Below are 14,042 nucleotides of genomic sequence, written 5' to 3'. Positions count from 1 at the left end.
ATGACGGAAAAAATGGGTGCACAGCCACCAATACGGCTCAATTGGTACCGCAGCAAGCTGACAGGCACAGACCTGTCGGCCTTGACGCGGCGCAGCGACATGCAGGGCGCAGTGCATATCGCCAGCCATCTCTTACTGCTCTGCGGCACCGGAACGCTGGCGTACTGGGCCTTCCTGAATGGCCATTATGGCTGGGCCCTGGCAGCACTGCTCTTCCATGGCAGCTTTTTCTCCTTCCTGGGCTGGGCTGGGGCCGGGCATGAACTGGTACACCGCACGGTCTTCAAGACGCGTCTATACAACGATGTCTTCCTGGCCTTGTTCGCGTTCCTGACCTGGAATAACTATGTGTATTTCCGAGCCAGCCATATCCGCCATCACCAGAAAACCGTGCTCAGCGGCCAGGATGGTGAAGTCCGCTTGCCGCAGACGCTGCGCTACAGGGAATGGTTCTGGGCGCTGTCGTTCGATTTGCCGGCCTGCTACCGGGCCCTAAAGATCGTGGTGGAAAACAGCCTGGGCATCATTCGTGGCCAGTGGGGTGCCCAGTTGTTCCCGGAACAGGCATCACGCCGCCCCGTCATCCGCTTTGCCCGCATTATCTTGTTGGGCCATCTTGTCATGGCCGCGGCCTTTGTTGCCACTGGCCACTGGCCGCTGCTATTGCTCGTCACATTCGCCACCTTTATCGCGGACTGGCTCAACAAGACCCTGGCGCTGGCCCAGCATTTCGGCATGCAGCCCGATGTCGACGATTTCCGCCTGAACAGCCGCACGGTCCTGCTACATCCTTTCCTGGCTTTTTTGTATTGGCAGATGAATTACCACATCGAACATCATATGTACCCGGCGGTACCGTTCTACCAGCTGAAAGCGCTGCGCAGTCAAATAGAGCACGACCTGCCGCCGGCATCGCGTGGCATGCGCGCCCTGCTGCGCGACATCGCCGCCATCAAACGGCAACAGGAGCGCGCCTCGGCCATGCCACCGCGCACCTAGCTTGACCACGCCCTATCAGTAGCTCCTGAATTACCAACAAGGAATTTCCATGCATGCCTCGTCCACGGCCCTCAACAACCCGATCTTGATTTTTCCTGCAGGTATGCCTCGCTCGCTCGATTACCTGGAGCGCTGCAAGCGCGATGGACAAGCCGTGATCGGCGCCTCGTCGCTCGCCTACGATGTCAGCAAACCGGCCTATCCAGAGTGGGCCTTCCTGCCGTATGTCAACGATCCAGGCTTCCTGGAGGCCTTGCAACTGCTGATCGCGCAGCGCGGCATCGCCGGCATTTACACCCCCAATCCCGTCGTCTGGAGCTATCTGAATGACGTGCTCAAGAAGTTGCGACCGGCCATTCCCCTGATCAACGCTTCACCGGTACATGATGAAATGAGCGGCTATCGTTCGGCCATGGCGCATGCGCGCAAGACGCTGGCGACGCCGCTGCCGATCGCCTCGGCGGTCGACACCAAGCCGGCTTTGCCGGAACTGCAGCTGGCCACCCTTTTCCGCCATGCCAATGTAATTCCAGGCATGTGCGATGACGAGAAAATCAGCGCCCTCTACGAAATTGCCCGCCACAGCGTGCGCGGCGACGTGGTCGAGATTGGCAGCGCATGGGGCAAGTCAGCGTTTGTGCTGGCGCGCCTGGCGCGTCTGTATGGCATCGGCCACACCTTGTGCATCGACCCCTGGCAAAGTGAGTACGTGGTGCAAAACGACACTGGCGGCCTAGTCGACAACTGCATCCACCATTACGATTACGATGAAGCGCTGCGCGTGTTCGAGATGAACCTGCTGCCTTACAGCGACAACGATATCAACTATCTGCGCCTGCCCTCGGTCGCGGCGGAACAGCAGTACCGCCAGACGGCAGCCGTGCATAGCCCGTCCTTCGGCACCACCAACTATGCGGGCAGTATTGCGCTACTACACATTGACGGCAACCATGCCTACGAGGCCGCCCAGGCCGATATCACCGCCTGGGCGAAGCATGTGCTCGCCGGTGGCTGGATCATCATTGACGATTATGTCTGGCCGTATGGCGACGGGCCGCAGCGGGCCGGCGATGAATTCCTGGCGCAACAGCAAACACGGATCAGCTCGGCATTTGTGATGGGCACCGCCTTGTTCCTGCAACTGCGCTGAGTCGCTTGAAAGGCATTCGGCATGCCAGGCTGTACGAAGGCAGCTGCCTGCCTCCCGCCTGTCCGACTGCCCATGCCGCATCGCGCAAGATCGCCGTCAGGATAGGACTCATCAGCAACAACACAGAAGTAGCGCAGGCAAAAGTAAGGCGGGTAAAAGCGGCGCATGGCCACGCCATAAAATTCCCATAGGAAAGTTTCTATTACACTGCCTAACAGTTACAATTCCAATTAACCTCACTTTTTCAACTTGCCATGACCGCTAACGCCACCACTGAGATGCATCTCGACAAAGACCTGCAAGCAGCGCTTGCAGCGCACCAGGCAGGGCTGTTGGAACAGGCAGAAGAACTATATCTGGCCATTTTGCAGGCCGAGCCTTATAACGCCATCGCCAATCACAATCTGGGCTTGCTAGCGGGCCAGGTTGGCCAGTTCAAGGCCGGCCTGCCATACCTGCACAAGGCGCTATCGGTGAATCCGGACGAAGGCCAGTTCTGGCTCTCATACGCAGATGGCTTGCTGAAAGCGGGCGAGCGCGAGCAGGCGCTGGAAATCGTCAACGAAGCGATCACCCGCGGGCTGGACAACGAACAGTCGCAAACGCTGCGCAAGCGCATCGAAGCGGCGATCGCGGCCACCCCGACAGCGCAGGAAACGCAGCACGTCATTGAGCTGTATCAAGCCGGCCACCATGCCGAACTGGAAGCGGCCAGCCGCGCCTTGACGCAGCGCTACCCCGCCTCGGACTTTGCCTGGAGCGTGCTGGGCACCGCCCTGCAACAGCAGGGCAAGGACGCGCTGCAGGCATGGCAACGCACAGTGGAACTTGCGCCACACGATGCCGAAGCGTATGGCAACTTGGGTATCGCCTGCCAGGCGCGCGGCATGCACGAAGAGGCCGTCGCCAGTTACACGCGCGCGCTGCAGCGCAATCCGGACTTTGTCGAAGCATATTGCAATCTGGCCGTGACCTTGCAGTCGCTGGGCCAACTGGAGCAGGCCGAACAGGCTTACCGGCGGGCGCTGGCGCTACGACCCGATTATGCCAAGGCCCACTTCAATCTTGGCAATACCTTAAAGGCAATGCAGCGCAATGACGACGCCATCGCCAGCTACAAGGCGACGCTGGCTCTGCTGCCCGGCGACGCGGAAGTCTACCTCAATCTCGGCAACGCCCAGCAAGACCTGAAACAATGGCAAGACGCCATCGTCAGTTACCGCGCCGTGCTACAACTGGCGCCGCATACGAGCGCCGTGCATGCCAACCTGGCCAGCGCGCTACATGAGGCGGGCGACTTCGAGGGCGCTGAGGCCAGTTACCGGCGCGCCATCGAAGCAACGCCGGGCGAAGCCGTGCTATACAACAACCTAGCCCGCGCGCTGCAATCGCAAGGCCACGTCAGCGATGCCATTGCAGCCTATGAACAGGCAATAGCCATCGATGGCAACTTCGTACAAGCGCTGAGCAACCTGGGATTACTGCAATGCCAGGAAAAAAACTACGCCTCGGCTATCGCCTTGTGCCAGCGAGCCCAACTTCTGCAACCCGGTGATGCCCAGGCCTGCATACAGCTGGCCGTCGTCTACGGCGCAGCCGAAGAGCAGGACAGTGCGTTGCTATATTTCCAGCGCGCGATCGATCTGGCGCCCGGCAGCGCCTTGGCCTACAAACAGCTGGGCGATTATTACAACACCATCCGCCGCTTTGCCTTGGCCGTCGAAGCCTACACCGGTGCGACCGAGCGAGAACTGGATGACGACGATGTGTACAACAATCTTGGCGTAGCGCTGCAGAAACTGAAGCGCTACGACGACGCCAATGCGGCCTACCTGCGCGCGCTGGAAATCAACCCGAAAAACGTCTCAGCCATATGCAACCTGGGCAACGTATTACTGGCGCAACAGAAGTATGAGCAGGCGCAGACACGCTACCAGGCGGCGATAGCGCTCGATCCCACATTCGAGCGCGCCCACTTCGCGCTCGGCAACTGCCACGTGTTGACCAATGCGCCGACAGCGGCGCTGGAATGCTACCGCGCAGTACTGGCCCTCAATCCCGAGTATCGCGACGCCTATGTCAACATCGGCAGCACCCTGAGCAATCTCGGCCGGATAGACGAAGCCATCGAAGCCTGCCGCGCAGGCCTGAAGGTATGCCCGCTGTGGGATACCCTGTTCAGCAACTACCTGTTCCTGCTGTCGCACAGCGCCGATATCGATGCGACCACGCTGTTTGAAGAGCATCTGCGCTTTAGCGATACTTTCGAGACGCATATGGCGAAGAATGCCAAGGAACACACCAATACGCGCGACGCGCTGCGCACCTTGAAAGTGGGCCTGGTATCGGGCGACCTGCACAACCATCCCGTACCGCATTTCATTATTCCGGTGCTGGAAAATATCCGCAGCGACGCGGGACTGTCGCTGTATGCCTACCATAACAATGCGCAGGACGACCACGTCTCGCAGCGCTTGCGCGAAGTCATCCCCCACTGGCGCCAGGTCGAGCAGATGGATGACCTCGAACTGGCGCAGCAGATCCGCGACGATGGCATCGACATCCTGATCGACCTGTCGGGCCACACCGGCAAGAATCGCTTGCTGCTCTTCGCTAGCAAGCCAGCACCCATCCAGGCCAGCTGGATCGGCTATCCGTTGACGACGGGCCTGCGCGCCATGGATTATTACCTCACCGACCCCTATTTTGCGCCGGACGGCATACTCGACAGTCAATTCACGGAAAAGCTGGTCCTGCTACCGTCCTGCTCGCCGTTCCTGCCATCGGAATATGCATCCGGTATCCGCCCTGCTCCCGCGCTGACGAATGGCTACCTCACCTTCGGCAGCTTCAACCGCATCACCAAGATCAACCGCAAGGTCATCGCGCGCTGGTCCATGCTGCTGCGCGCCATTCCGGACGCCCGCATGCTGCTCGCAGCCATGCCCACTTCGGCGCCGCATCCGCTTATCATGCGATGGTTCGAAGAAGAAGGCATCGCGCCGGAACGCTTGACCTTCGAGGGCCGCACGGGCATAACGCAGTTCATGGAAATGCACCATCGCGTCGATATCTGCCTCGACACCTTCCCGTACGGTGGAGGCACGACGACCTTCCACGCGCTGTGGATGGGCGTGCCCACCCTGACAACGGCTGGCACCACCCTGCCAAGCCGCATCGGCACGTCGATCCTGCTGCAGGTCGGATTGGAAGAATTCATCGGCAAGGACGACGACGACTATGTGCGCAAGGCACAGGCCATGGCGGCAAACCCGATGCTGCTGGGAGCCTATCGCTACAGCATGCGCCACCGCCTGGAACGATCGGCCATGGGTAACCCCGAGCTGATCACAGAAGGCCTGCAAAACAGCCTGCGCATCATGTGGCAGCGCTGGTGCGAAGGCTTGCCACCAGTCTCGTTCGCGGCCCCCGTGGCAGTCCCCAACCCGCCAATTGGACTCGCATAAGTAGGCAAAATATAAGCAAAACGAGGAACCCGCGTATGTCACGCAGCCACTGCTGCGCACTTGCAGCACTTTCCAGGCTATTTGCTAACCATCCGGGAAGACAAGATCGTGACGCATGGCGGCCCGTTCCATCAACAACTCGAACGGGCATTATGCGACGACCTTGAAGTAAAATTTAGCCGCCTTTTTACCAATGGCACGGTGGCGCTGATGACACAGCAGCAGGCGCTGCGCATCAACGGCGAAGTGGTCACCACGCCGCATTCGTTTGTCGCCACCGCACACTCCCTGCTGTGCAACAGCATCAGGCCGTCTTCGTTGCGGTCGATCGGCACAGCCTGAAGCTCGACCCGGCCAAGAAAGGGGCCACTAGCAGGCAGCAAGATCGATTGCACTGGCCAGTAAGGCAAAAAATACCATTTATTTTCAGAAATTTCCGTAAAGCATTTAATTAAGGTAGCGGAACGGTCGTCTTGTACTAGCAGGAGCAGATAAACGTCGCTCCTCACCGTAACCACTAAATTAGGAATGACACCATGCTGAGCCTTCACACCAACGCTGCCTCCCTGTCGGCACAAAATTCGATCACGAACACTCAAGCCAAACTGTCGACTTCGATGACGCGCCTGTCCACCGGCTTCCGCATCAATTCGGCCATGGACGACGCTGCCGGCCTGCAAATCGCAACCCGCCTGAAAGCACAAACCAGCGGCATGGCCGTGGCCATGAACAACACGCAAAACAGCACCTCGATGCTGCAAACGGCCGAAGGCGCGTTTGGCGAAGTAAACAACATGCTGGTGCGCATGAAAGACTTGGCTACCCAGGCAGCCGATGCCTCGTCGACATCCGCCGACAAGACCGCCATGCAAGCCGAGTACAACGCACTGGGCCAGGAACTGTACAACGTCATGACCAACACCACGTTCGGCGGCACCAAGCTGCTGGGCAAAGGTAGCGCTGCAGCTGACGGCACGCTGTCGACCTCGATGACGTTCCAGATCGGCGCCAGCTCGAGCGAAAAAATGACGTTCGACGTATCGACCAACCTGTCCGCGCTCAATACCGCCCTGGGCACCATTAGCGCGAACTTCTCCAGCGCAGCGTCGGCAAGTGCAACGGAACTGACCGCTAACGCCAACACCAACATCGGCCTGCTGGCCACCGCCATCGACAGCGTCAGCACCGTACGTTCGTCGCTGGGCGCGACGGCTAACCGTCTGGACCACGTCAACACCAACTTGGCGAACATCGCCACCAACACCAAAGCTGCTACCGGCCGCATCATGGATACCGACTTCGCTACCGAAAGCTCGAACATGACGTCGTCGCAAATGCTGCTGCAAGCTGGTACCGCAATGCTGAAACAAAGCAACAGCATGTCCTCGATGGTCATGTCGCTGCTGCAATAATATTGACTTGGCCGCTTGCGGCTCGTCTATCGAAGCCAGACTCCGGTCTGGCTTTTTTTTTGCCCGCGCCAGCATATATTCGCGGCGTAGTTAACTAAATTGCCATCACGTTTAACGATCTTGCCGGCATAGTCGCCAATAGCAGGTAGATCACGACAGCCAATCGCCTACTGGAGCCGCCGCGTGCTGAGCATGCATACCGATACCAAGGCCGCCGTCGGGCGCATCATGGAGCTCGATTGCACTGCCGAAGGCAGCAACATGCGATCGGTGCACATGTTGCTGCAAGCGAGCACGGCAATGCTCCAGCAAAGCAAGAGCAAGCTGATTATTTCCTTAATGCAATATTTACTGGCAGGGCGCGATGGCGGATCTGATTAATATGTATCAGCAGGAAGCAATGGCATGGCAATAGAGCGCATTTCATCGGGCAACCCGATACCCCTGATTACCCAGCGCTTTGACGTCAGCCCCGCTACGCCGATGCTACCGGGTGTGGTGCAGCCATTGGTGCCTATCGGCCCCTACATGGCGCCTGCGCCCGATGCCGGCACCCTGCCGGCGCAATTGGCGCAAAAAGGCCAGGACAGCCTGGCGTCGCTCATCAAGCCGAACGCCGATGGCGCCGGCGGCGCCATGCCGCGCGACAGCAGCGCCATGCAGGTCAATCAGCTGTTCTTCACGCGCCAGCTGGTGTGGCAGGCGCCCGACGCGGCGCAGCTGGCCGCCTCGTGGCGCGTGATGGTCAAAACGTACGGCGAGCAATATGCGGCCCTGCAAGAACAGGCGCGTGGCCAGCACGTGCCGGGCAATCTGTTCATGGCCGAACAGCAGCCGGCCCTGCTGCGCGAAGGCGCCCGTCCACCACTGATGGTCGATAGCGAAGCATGGCGCTTTGCCGTGTATGGCTGGGGCGGCCAACGCCTGCTGCTGCGCGTGCTGGCCAGCGACGAGGACGAAGATGCGCCCCTGAAGCGGCGCGGCAAGGTGGCGCTGCGCGTCGAACTGCTGATTGTGGGCATAGGCCGGGTGGTCATCCAGATGGAAGCGGCCGGCGATGGTGTACTGCTGGAACTGGCGGCCGATGAAGACAGCGCCTTGCGCCATTTGCGCCTGGCCTTGCCCGAGATCGCCGACGCCGTGCGGCGTGCGGGTCTGCGCGTGCTGCGCTGCCGCCTGAACCGCCAGCTGCACGCGCAACGCGTGCATGGCAATTACCCGATGCAAGCGGGCGCCGCCTCGCTGTCACTGGCCCTGTTTCGCGCCATGGCCGAGGTCGCGCTGCTGTTGACGCTGCCACCGGCGGAAGCGGCGGCCAATCCCGATGCGCCCTCCCCCTCAGCGGCCGAGGAGCAAGAGCAAGAGGAAACCATCGTCGCCTCGAAAGAAGTGGCAGCGCCGCTCGGTTATGACTATGGCGACGAGGAAGACCTGACGCAAGCCAGCAACGTGCTGCTGCTAGCCGATGGCAGCGAGCATGCGCTGCTGCCGCCCATCGACGAGCACAATTGATGGCTGCATAAAAAAACGGCGCATGCGCCGTTTTTCTTTTTATCCCACCGTACCGATGATGCTCACTTCGCGGTTTTCCGGGATTTCGTTATACGACAACACGTGCAGGCCAGGCGCGAACAGGCGCGCATAGCGGGCCAGCAGCGGACGGATCTGCGGCAGCACCAGCAGCAGCGGCGGCGTGCCTTGCTGTTTCATCTGCTCGCGCGCCACCGGCATATTGACCTGCAATTGCGACAGCAGATGCGGGTCGATCGGGTAATTATCCAGCGTCACCTTGCCCGACTGGCGCGCCTGGTTCAGCGAACCGAGCAGCATATTTTCCAGCTCGCCACCGAGGTTAAACGCCTGCATTTCCATCTTCTGGCCAAACAGGGCGCTGACGATCTGGCGCCGCAGCGCGCAGCGCACTTCGGCCGCCAGCAAGATCGGGTCCTTGGTGGTTTCCGAACTGTCGAGCAAGGTGGTGGCAATCGGCACGATATCCTTGAGTGACACGTTCTCTGCCAGCAAGACGCGAAACACGCGCAGCATTTGCGTGTGCGTAAGGGCCTTGTCGAGCGCGCCGGCCAGCTTGGGCGACATGGCCGTCAGCCGCTCCATCATGTTAGAAACGTCTTCGTGGCGGAACAGTTCTGGCAAGTATTCGCGCAGCATTTTCGACAAGTGCGTGGCGATCACGCTGGGCGCCTCGATGACCTGGTAACCGAGGCCCAGCGCATGCGCCTTTTCACCCGGTTCAATCCAGGTAACTGGCATGCCGTAGGCCGGCTCGATGCCGGGAATGCCATCGAGCTGGCCATACACATTCGGCGACGGGATCGCCATCAGGCGGTCGGCCTGCACTTCCGCCTGCGCCACCACGGTGCCCGACAGCACGATCGCATACTGCGACGGCTTCAGGGCCAGGTCATCGCGCACGCCGATATTGGGCAGCAGCAAACCCATCGCTTCGGACAGGCTCTGGCGCACGCCCTTGACGCGCTTGTTCAACGGCTCACCCTGGGTTTTATCCACCATGCCCACCAATTTATAACCGAGCATCACCATCAGCGGTTGCACGGCGGGCAATTGCTGCCACTCCAGTTCGGCGGGCCTGTCATCGCGCAAGGCCGCCTCGATGGCCGCCAAACCGGCCACATCGGGCGCCTTCACGCGCTTGGTCAGGCGCCAGGCCACGAAGGCCAGCACACCGGCAAAGGTCATGAACATGAACCATGGCATACCCGGGATCAAGGCCAGCGCCACCATCATGCCCGACGCGCTGTAGATCACCGTTGGCGAAGTCAGTACCTGGCCCGCCACCTGCTGTTCGAAGTCGCCCGAATCGCTGATGCGGGTCACCAGGATGGCAGCCGCAGCCGACAGCAACAGCGCCGGAATCTGGGCTACCAGGCCATCACCGATGGTCAGCAGCGCATATTGACGGAAAGCATCGCCAAACGACAGATCGTGCATCAGCGAACCGATGGCCACGCCGCCCACCATATTGATGATCAAAATCAAAATACTGGCGACCGCATCGCCGCGTACGAACTTCGACGCGCCGTCCATGGCACCGTAGAAATCGGCTTCAGCGGCGACGTCCTTGCGGCGGATCTGGGCTTTTTCCTGATTGATCAAGCCGGCGTTCAGGTCGGCGTCGATGGCCATCTGCTTGCCTGGCAAGGCATCGAGGGTAAAGCGCGCGGACACTTCCGAGATGCGCTCGGCACCCTTGGTGACGACGGCAAAGTTGATAATCATCAAGATCACGAAGACCACGATACCGACGACGAAGTTACCACCGATCACCACGTTACCGAAGGCCTCGATCACCTTACCGGCCGCGTCCGCCCCCGTATGGCCGTGCAGCAACACCACGCGCGTGGACGCCACGTTCAAGGTCAGCCTGAGCATGGTGGTGGCCAGGATCACCGTCGGGAAGACGGAGAAATCGAGCGGCCGCTTGGCCGACACGCTGACCAGGATGACGATCAGAGCCAGTACGATATTGAAAGTGAACAAGATATCGAGCAGCACCGGCGGCAGCGGCAGGATGATCATCGCCAGGATCACCAGCAAGAACAGCGGCGTGGCGAACTTGTGGCGGCGCATTTCGGCAACCACGCGGTTCAGGAAATTCATGAAGGTACTACCTCGCTCAAATGAGATGGCACGACCACCTCGGTGGGAAATGGGGGCTGGGCGGCACGCTGCCCAGTACGGAATGCTTTCAGCTGCAGTATGTAATTGAGCACCTGCGACACGGCCTGATATAGCTGTACGGGAATCTGTTGCTGCACCTGGCTGGTGTTGTAGATGGCGCGCGCCAGCGGCGGCAACTCCAGCGTCTCGACATGATGTTCCTTCGCCACTTGGCGGATATACAGCGCCATCTCGTCAACGCCCTTGGCAACGACAAACGGCGCCTCGGCGCGGTCCTGGTCATACTTCAGTGCAACGGCGTAATGCTCGGGATTGACGATCACCACGTCGGCATCGGGCACGGTCTTGCGCACGCTGCGCCGGCCGATCTGCTGCTGCAACTGGCGGATGCGCTGGCGCACTTCGGGCCGCCCTTCGCTGCTCTTGTGCTCTTCCTTGACATCTTGCTTACTCATGCGCTGGTTGCGGGCAAAGAAAAAAGCCTGCGCCGGCACGTCGATGATGGCGAACAGAACGAAGACGGAAATGAGCGCCATCAAGCCGTCGAGCATCAGCGCGGAACCATCGAGCATGGCTTGCTGCAGTGGCCTGTGCTGCAAGTCCACGTACTGCGTCAGGCTGGAACGGCTCACATGCACCAGCACCATGCCCAGTACGGCGGCCTTGGCGATGGACAAGCCGAATTCAAAACCGTGCTTGGGCGCGAACAGGCGGCCCAGGTTCTTGGCCGGGCTCAGGCGTTCCATCTTCGGCATCCAGTTCTTCGTGCTGATGACCCAGCCGCCCGGCACCAGCGAACCGAGCACCACGAACAAGGGTACGCAAAACAGCGGCACAATCATCTTGATGAGCAAGCCCACCGAGGTGGTAAACGCCATCGACATGGCATTTTCCAGCGCGCCCTTGCTGTCGAGCGGCATAAAGGCCATGGCGAACAGCTCGCGAAAGCTCAGCAGATAGCTGGGCAGCAGATAAATGAAGACCTTCATGCTGATGAGGATGCCCAGCGCCGTCGACAGGTCGCGCGAACGCACCACCTGCCCTTCCTGGCGCGATTTCTTCAGCTTTTGCTGTGACGCCTTTTCGGTCTTGTCGCCGCTGCTGTTATCCGCCATGGGCCACCTCTTTCCGCACGCTATCCATGGGCCACCCGCATCTGTTCGGTGATCATATCGAGCACGCGATTGGTCATGGCGATATAGTGCTCCGGGACAAAGCGCACAATCTGCGCCAGCATCAGCAGGCCGAATATCGTAATCATGGAAAAACCCAGCGAAAACAAGTTCAGCGACGGCGCCACGCGGTTCAGGAAGCCAAAACCCAGTTGCACCACCATGGTGGAAAAGACGATGGGCAAGGCCAGCAGCATGGCGGCGGCAAAGATCCACGCCACGTTATAGGCCACCGTCTGCAACAGCAGCGGGCCGTAGCCCTGCCCCACGGGCCAGGCCTTGAAACTGGCGCCGATCACGCCCGCCAGCACCAGATGGCCGTCGATGGCAAAAAACACGATCATGCACATGATGGTGAGTAAGCCCGTAATCACGTCCGACGAAGTGCCGTTAAGCGGGTCGTTCATGACAGCCATGGAAAAGCCCACCTGGCTAGACACCAGGTAACCGAGCACCGACATGACCGACATGGAAAAATGGAAGGCCAGGCCCAGCACAAAGCCGACAATCGCCTGCTCCAGGGTGGCGACGACGGCGTACAGGGAAAACGGATCGATTTTCAGCAAGTCCTGCGAGATGCCCGACGCCTGCATCACAGGCAACATCAGAATCGCCAGCACCAGCGACAGCAGCACACGTACAGGCGCCGGCACCATGGCGTCGCCGATCACGGGCGAGGCGCTGAGCATGGCCAGGATGCGGCAAAACGGCCACCACACGGCCAGCAAAAAAGGCAGCACCTGATTGAAAATCTGATCCATGGGCGCGCCAGGCTATCCGACCAGGGTGGCCGCGCGCTGAAAAATGGATACACAATAATCCATCAGGTAAGCAGCCATCCAGCGTCCGGCCAGGATCAGCGCCAGCAAGGTGACCAGCAGGCGCGGCAGGAAGCTCATGGTTTGCTCATTGATCGACGTGGCCGCCTGCACCAGCGCGACCAGAAGGCCCATCAGCAACCCTGGCACCACCAGGACGACCGCCAGCAGCATGACGATATGCAGCGCTTCGATGATCAGGTCGACGGCGACTTCAGGCGTAAACATTGGTCAATAGCCCTGTATGCTGGTAACTAAAGTATTGACGGTCAGGGTCCAGCCGTCGACCAGTACGAACAGCAGCAACTTGAACGGCAGCGAAATGACCAGTGGCGAGAGCATCATCATGCCCATCGCCATGAGCACCGACGCCACCACCAGGTCGATGATGAGGAACGGTATGAACAGCATGCAGCCAATCTGGAACGCCGTCTTCAGTTCGGATAACACAAACGCCGCCAATTTGACCGTGAAACTGTGATCTTGCGGGCGCGTGCTTGAAGGCTCGCCTGCCAGGTGGGCGATCTGCGCCAGCGCGGCCTTGCTCGTCTGCGCCAGCATGAAGCGCGAAATAGGCACTTCGGCGATCTTCAGCGCTTCCTGCATGCCGATCTGATCGCGGTCATACGGCACGAACGCGTCCTTCCACACTTGGTCGCCGATCGGGCGCATCACCAGCAAGGTGAGAATCAGGGCGATGCCCGTAACGATGCGATTGGGCAAACCCTGCTGCAGACCCAGCGCTTGGCGCAGCAGGGACAGCACGATGACGAAGCGGGTAAAGCTGGTCATCATCATGACCATCACGGGCAGCAGCCCGAGCAAGGTCATGACGACGAGAATCTGCATCTTCACCGACAAGTCGGTCTTTGCGCCCGGCACCACGCCAGACAGCAAATCCTGCGCCACGGCGGCGCTACAGCACAGCATCAGAAGCGGAACGGCCAGCGCGGCAGCGAACGCGCGGTGGCGCGGACTCAAACCGGGTAGCGCCAGCTTCATGCTGTCATCAGGTCGAGATTGAGGCCGTCGAGGTCGATGACTTTCAGGCCATAGTTCTCGCCAGCAACCACCACTTCGGCACGGCCAATCGGCGTGCCGTTGACCTTGATCACCAGCGGTTCGCCAGCCAGCATGTCAAGTTCAATCACGCTGTCCGGGCCGATGGCCATCAATTCTTCCAGCGAAATGCGGGCCGAGCCTACTTCCAGGGTCAGGGTGACGGGAATCTTGCGCATCATCTGCGGAATGTCGCGCCGCGCGCGGGGGCTGGCCACGTCGGACATGTCGCCCTGGTCGATGATCATGTCATCGCCCAGGTCTTCCAGCAAGGTTTCGCTCTGGTTGGTATCGGTCATATTCAT

12 protein-coding genes and 1 pseudogene are annotated in these 14,042 nt (G+C 60.1%); 7 read left to right on the top strand and 6 right to left on the bottom strand.

Going from position 1 to position 14,042, the window contains the following annotated elements:
* From H4V96_RS09165 to H4V96_RS09135, 7 genes and pseudogenes are all read left to right on the top strand, one after another.
* Positions 1 to 999: a fatty acid desaturase gene (locus H4V96_RS09165; protein ID WP_196855459.1), complete on the top strand. Its 999-nt coding sequence runs from the start codon at positions 1 to 3 to the stop codon at positions 997 to 999.
* Positions 1,000 to 1,048: 49 nt separating this feature from the next.
* Positions 1,049 to 2,149: a class I SAM-dependent methyltransferase gene (locus H4V96_RS09160; RefSeq protein ID WP_196855460.1), complete on the top strand. Its 1,101-nt coding sequence runs from the start codon at positions 1,049 to 1,051 to the stop codon at positions 2,147 to 2,149.
* A gap of 278 nt (positions 2,150 to 2,427) precedes the next feature.
* Positions 2,428 to 5,616, top strand: coding sequence for a tetratricopeptide repeat protein (locus tag H4V96_RS09155; protein ID WP_280720881.1), 3,189 nt, complete (start codon positions 2,428 to 2,430; stop codon positions 5,614 to 5,616).
* Between the two features lie 49 nt (positions 5,617 to 5,665).
* Positions 5,666 to 5,975: pseudogene (locus H4V96_RS09150) on the top strand (DegT/DnrJ/EryC1/StrS family aminotransferase); the annotation flags it as partial.
* A 177-nt stretch (positions 5,976 to 6,152) separates the two neighbouring features.
* Positions 6,153 to 7,028: a flagellin gene (locus H4V96_RS09145; RefSeq protein ID WP_010397473.1), complete on the top strand. Its 876-nt coding sequence runs from the start codon at positions 6,153 to 6,155 to the stop codon at positions 7,026 to 7,028.
* Positions 7,029 to 7,211: 183 nt separating this feature from the next.
* Positions 7,212 to 7,409, top strand: a complete 198-nt coding sequence (locus tag H4V96_RS09140) for a flagellin (protein ID WP_196855462.1) — start codon at positions 7,212 to 7,214, stop codon at positions 7,407 to 7,409.
* A gap of 24 nt (positions 7,410 to 7,433) precedes the next feature.
* Positions 7,434 to 8,540 carry a hypothetical protein gene (locus tag H4V96_RS09135; RefSeq protein WP_196855463.1) on the top strand — a complete coding sequence of 369 codons (1,107 nt, stop codon included), beginning with the start codon at positions 7,434 to 7,436 and terminating at the stop codon, positions 8,538 to 8,540.
* Between the two features lie 39 nt (positions 8,541 to 8,579).
* Here the strand turns inward: H4V96_RS09135 and H4V96_RS09130 are convergent, their stop codons facing one another.
* From H4V96_RS09130 to H4V96_RS09105, 6 genes are read right to left on the bottom strand one after another with little or no spacing between them, the layout of a single operon-like run.
* The gene (locus H4V96_RS09130; protein WP_010397464.1) at positions 8,580 to 10,667 is read right to left on the bottom strand and encodes a flagellar biosynthesis protein FlhA; all 2,088 of its coding nucleotides are present in this window, start codon (positions 10,665 to 10,667) and stop codon (positions 8,580 to 8,582) included.
* A complete protein-coding gene (locus H4V96_RS09125) occupies positions 10,664 to 11,803 on the bottom strand; it encodes a flagellar type III secretion system protein FlhB (RefSeq protein WP_196855464.1) in 1,140 nt (379 codons plus the stop codon). Before H4V96_RS09125 ends, H4V96_RS09130 begins: the two co-directional genes overlap by 4 nt.
* Before the next feature lie 20 nt (positions 11,804 to 11,823).
* Positions 11,824 to 12,621, bottom strand: coding sequence for a flagellar biosynthetic protein FliR (locus tag H4V96_RS09120; protein ID WP_010397462.1), 798 nt, complete (start codon positions 12,619 to 12,621; stop codon positions 11,824 to 11,826).
* Between the two features lie 12 nt (positions 12,622 to 12,633).
* The gene (locus H4V96_RS09115; RefSeq protein ID WP_010397461.1) at positions 12,634 to 12,906 is read right to left on the bottom strand and encodes a flagellar biosynthetic protein FliQ; all 273 of its coding nucleotides are present in this window, start codon (positions 12,904 to 12,906) and stop codon (positions 12,634 to 12,636) included.
* Positions 12,907 to 12,909: 3 nt separating this feature from the next.
* Entirely contained in the window at positions 12,910 to 13,680 is a 771-nt protein-coding gene (gene fliP / locus H4V96_RS09110) for a flagellar type III secretion system pore protein FliP (protein ID WP_196855465.1), read from the bottom strand.
* Complete coding sequence (locus H4V96_RS09105; RefSeq protein ID WP_010397459.1) at positions 13,677 to 14,042, bottom strand: FliM/FliN family flagellar motor switch protein; 366 nt, start codon at positions 14,040 to 14,042, stop codon at positions 13,677 to 13,679. Before H4V96_RS09105 ends, fliP begins: the two co-directional genes overlap by 4 nt.

This window comes from Janthinobacterium sp. CG_23.4, from assembly GCF_029892305.1.
Lineage (GTDB): Bacteria > Pseudomonadota > Gammaproteobacteria > Burkholderiales > Burkholderiaceae_D > Janthinobacterium > Janthinobacterium lividum_D.
Note: the sequence above shows the minus strand (reverse complement) of the source record. Positions and strands in the feature narration are given on the sequence as shown.

What these genes read in the sequence shown, in the direction of transcription:
- H4V96_RS09165 (WP_196855459.1), top strand. Translation starts at nt 1, where the DNA reads ATGACGGAAAAAATGGGTGCACAGCCACCAATACGGCTCAATTGGTAC.
- H4V96_RS09105 (WP_010397459.1), bottom strand. Translation starts at nt 14,042, where the DNA reads ATGAATATGACCGATACCAACCAGAGCGAAACCTTGCTGGAAGACCTG.
- H4V96_RS09120 (WP_010397462.1), bottom strand. Translation starts at nt 12,621, where the DNA reads ATGGATCAGATTTTCAATCAGGTGCTGCCTTTTTTGCTGGCCGTGTGG.
- H4V96_RS09125 (WP_196855464.1), bottom strand. Translation starts at nt 11,803, where the DNA reads ATGGCGGATAACAGCAGCGGCGACAAGACCGAAAAGGCGTCACAGCAA.
- H4V96_RS09135 (WP_196855463.1), top strand. Translation starts at nt 7,434, where the DNA reads ATGGCAATAGAGCGCATTTCATCGGGCAACCCGATACCCCTGATTACC.
- H4V96_RS09160 (WP_196855460.1), top strand. Translation starts at nt 1,049, where the DNA reads ATGCATGCCTCGTCCACGGCCCTCAACAACCCGATCTTGATTTTTCCT.
- fliP (WP_196855465.1), bottom strand. Translation starts at nt 13,680, where the DNA reads ATGAAGCTGGCGCTACCCGGTTTGAGTCCGCGCCACCGCGCGTTCGCT.
- H4V96_RS09155 (WP_280720881.1), top strand. Translation starts at nt 2,428, where the DNA reads ATGCATCTCGACAAAGACCTGCAAGCAGCGCTTGCAGCGCACCAGGCA.
- H4V96_RS09130 (WP_010397464.1), bottom strand. Translation starts at nt 10,667, where the DNA reads ATGAATTTCCTGAACCGCGTGGTTGCCGAAATGCGCCGCCACAAGTTC.
- H4V96_RS09145 (WP_010397473.1), top strand. Translation starts at nt 6,153, where the DNA reads ATGCTGAGCCTTCACACCAACGCTGCCTCCCTGTCGGCACAAAATTCG.
- H4V96_RS09115 (WP_010397461.1), bottom strand. Translation starts at nt 12,906, where the DNA reads ATGTTTACGCCTGAAGTCGCCGTCGACCTGATCATCGAAGCGCTGCAT.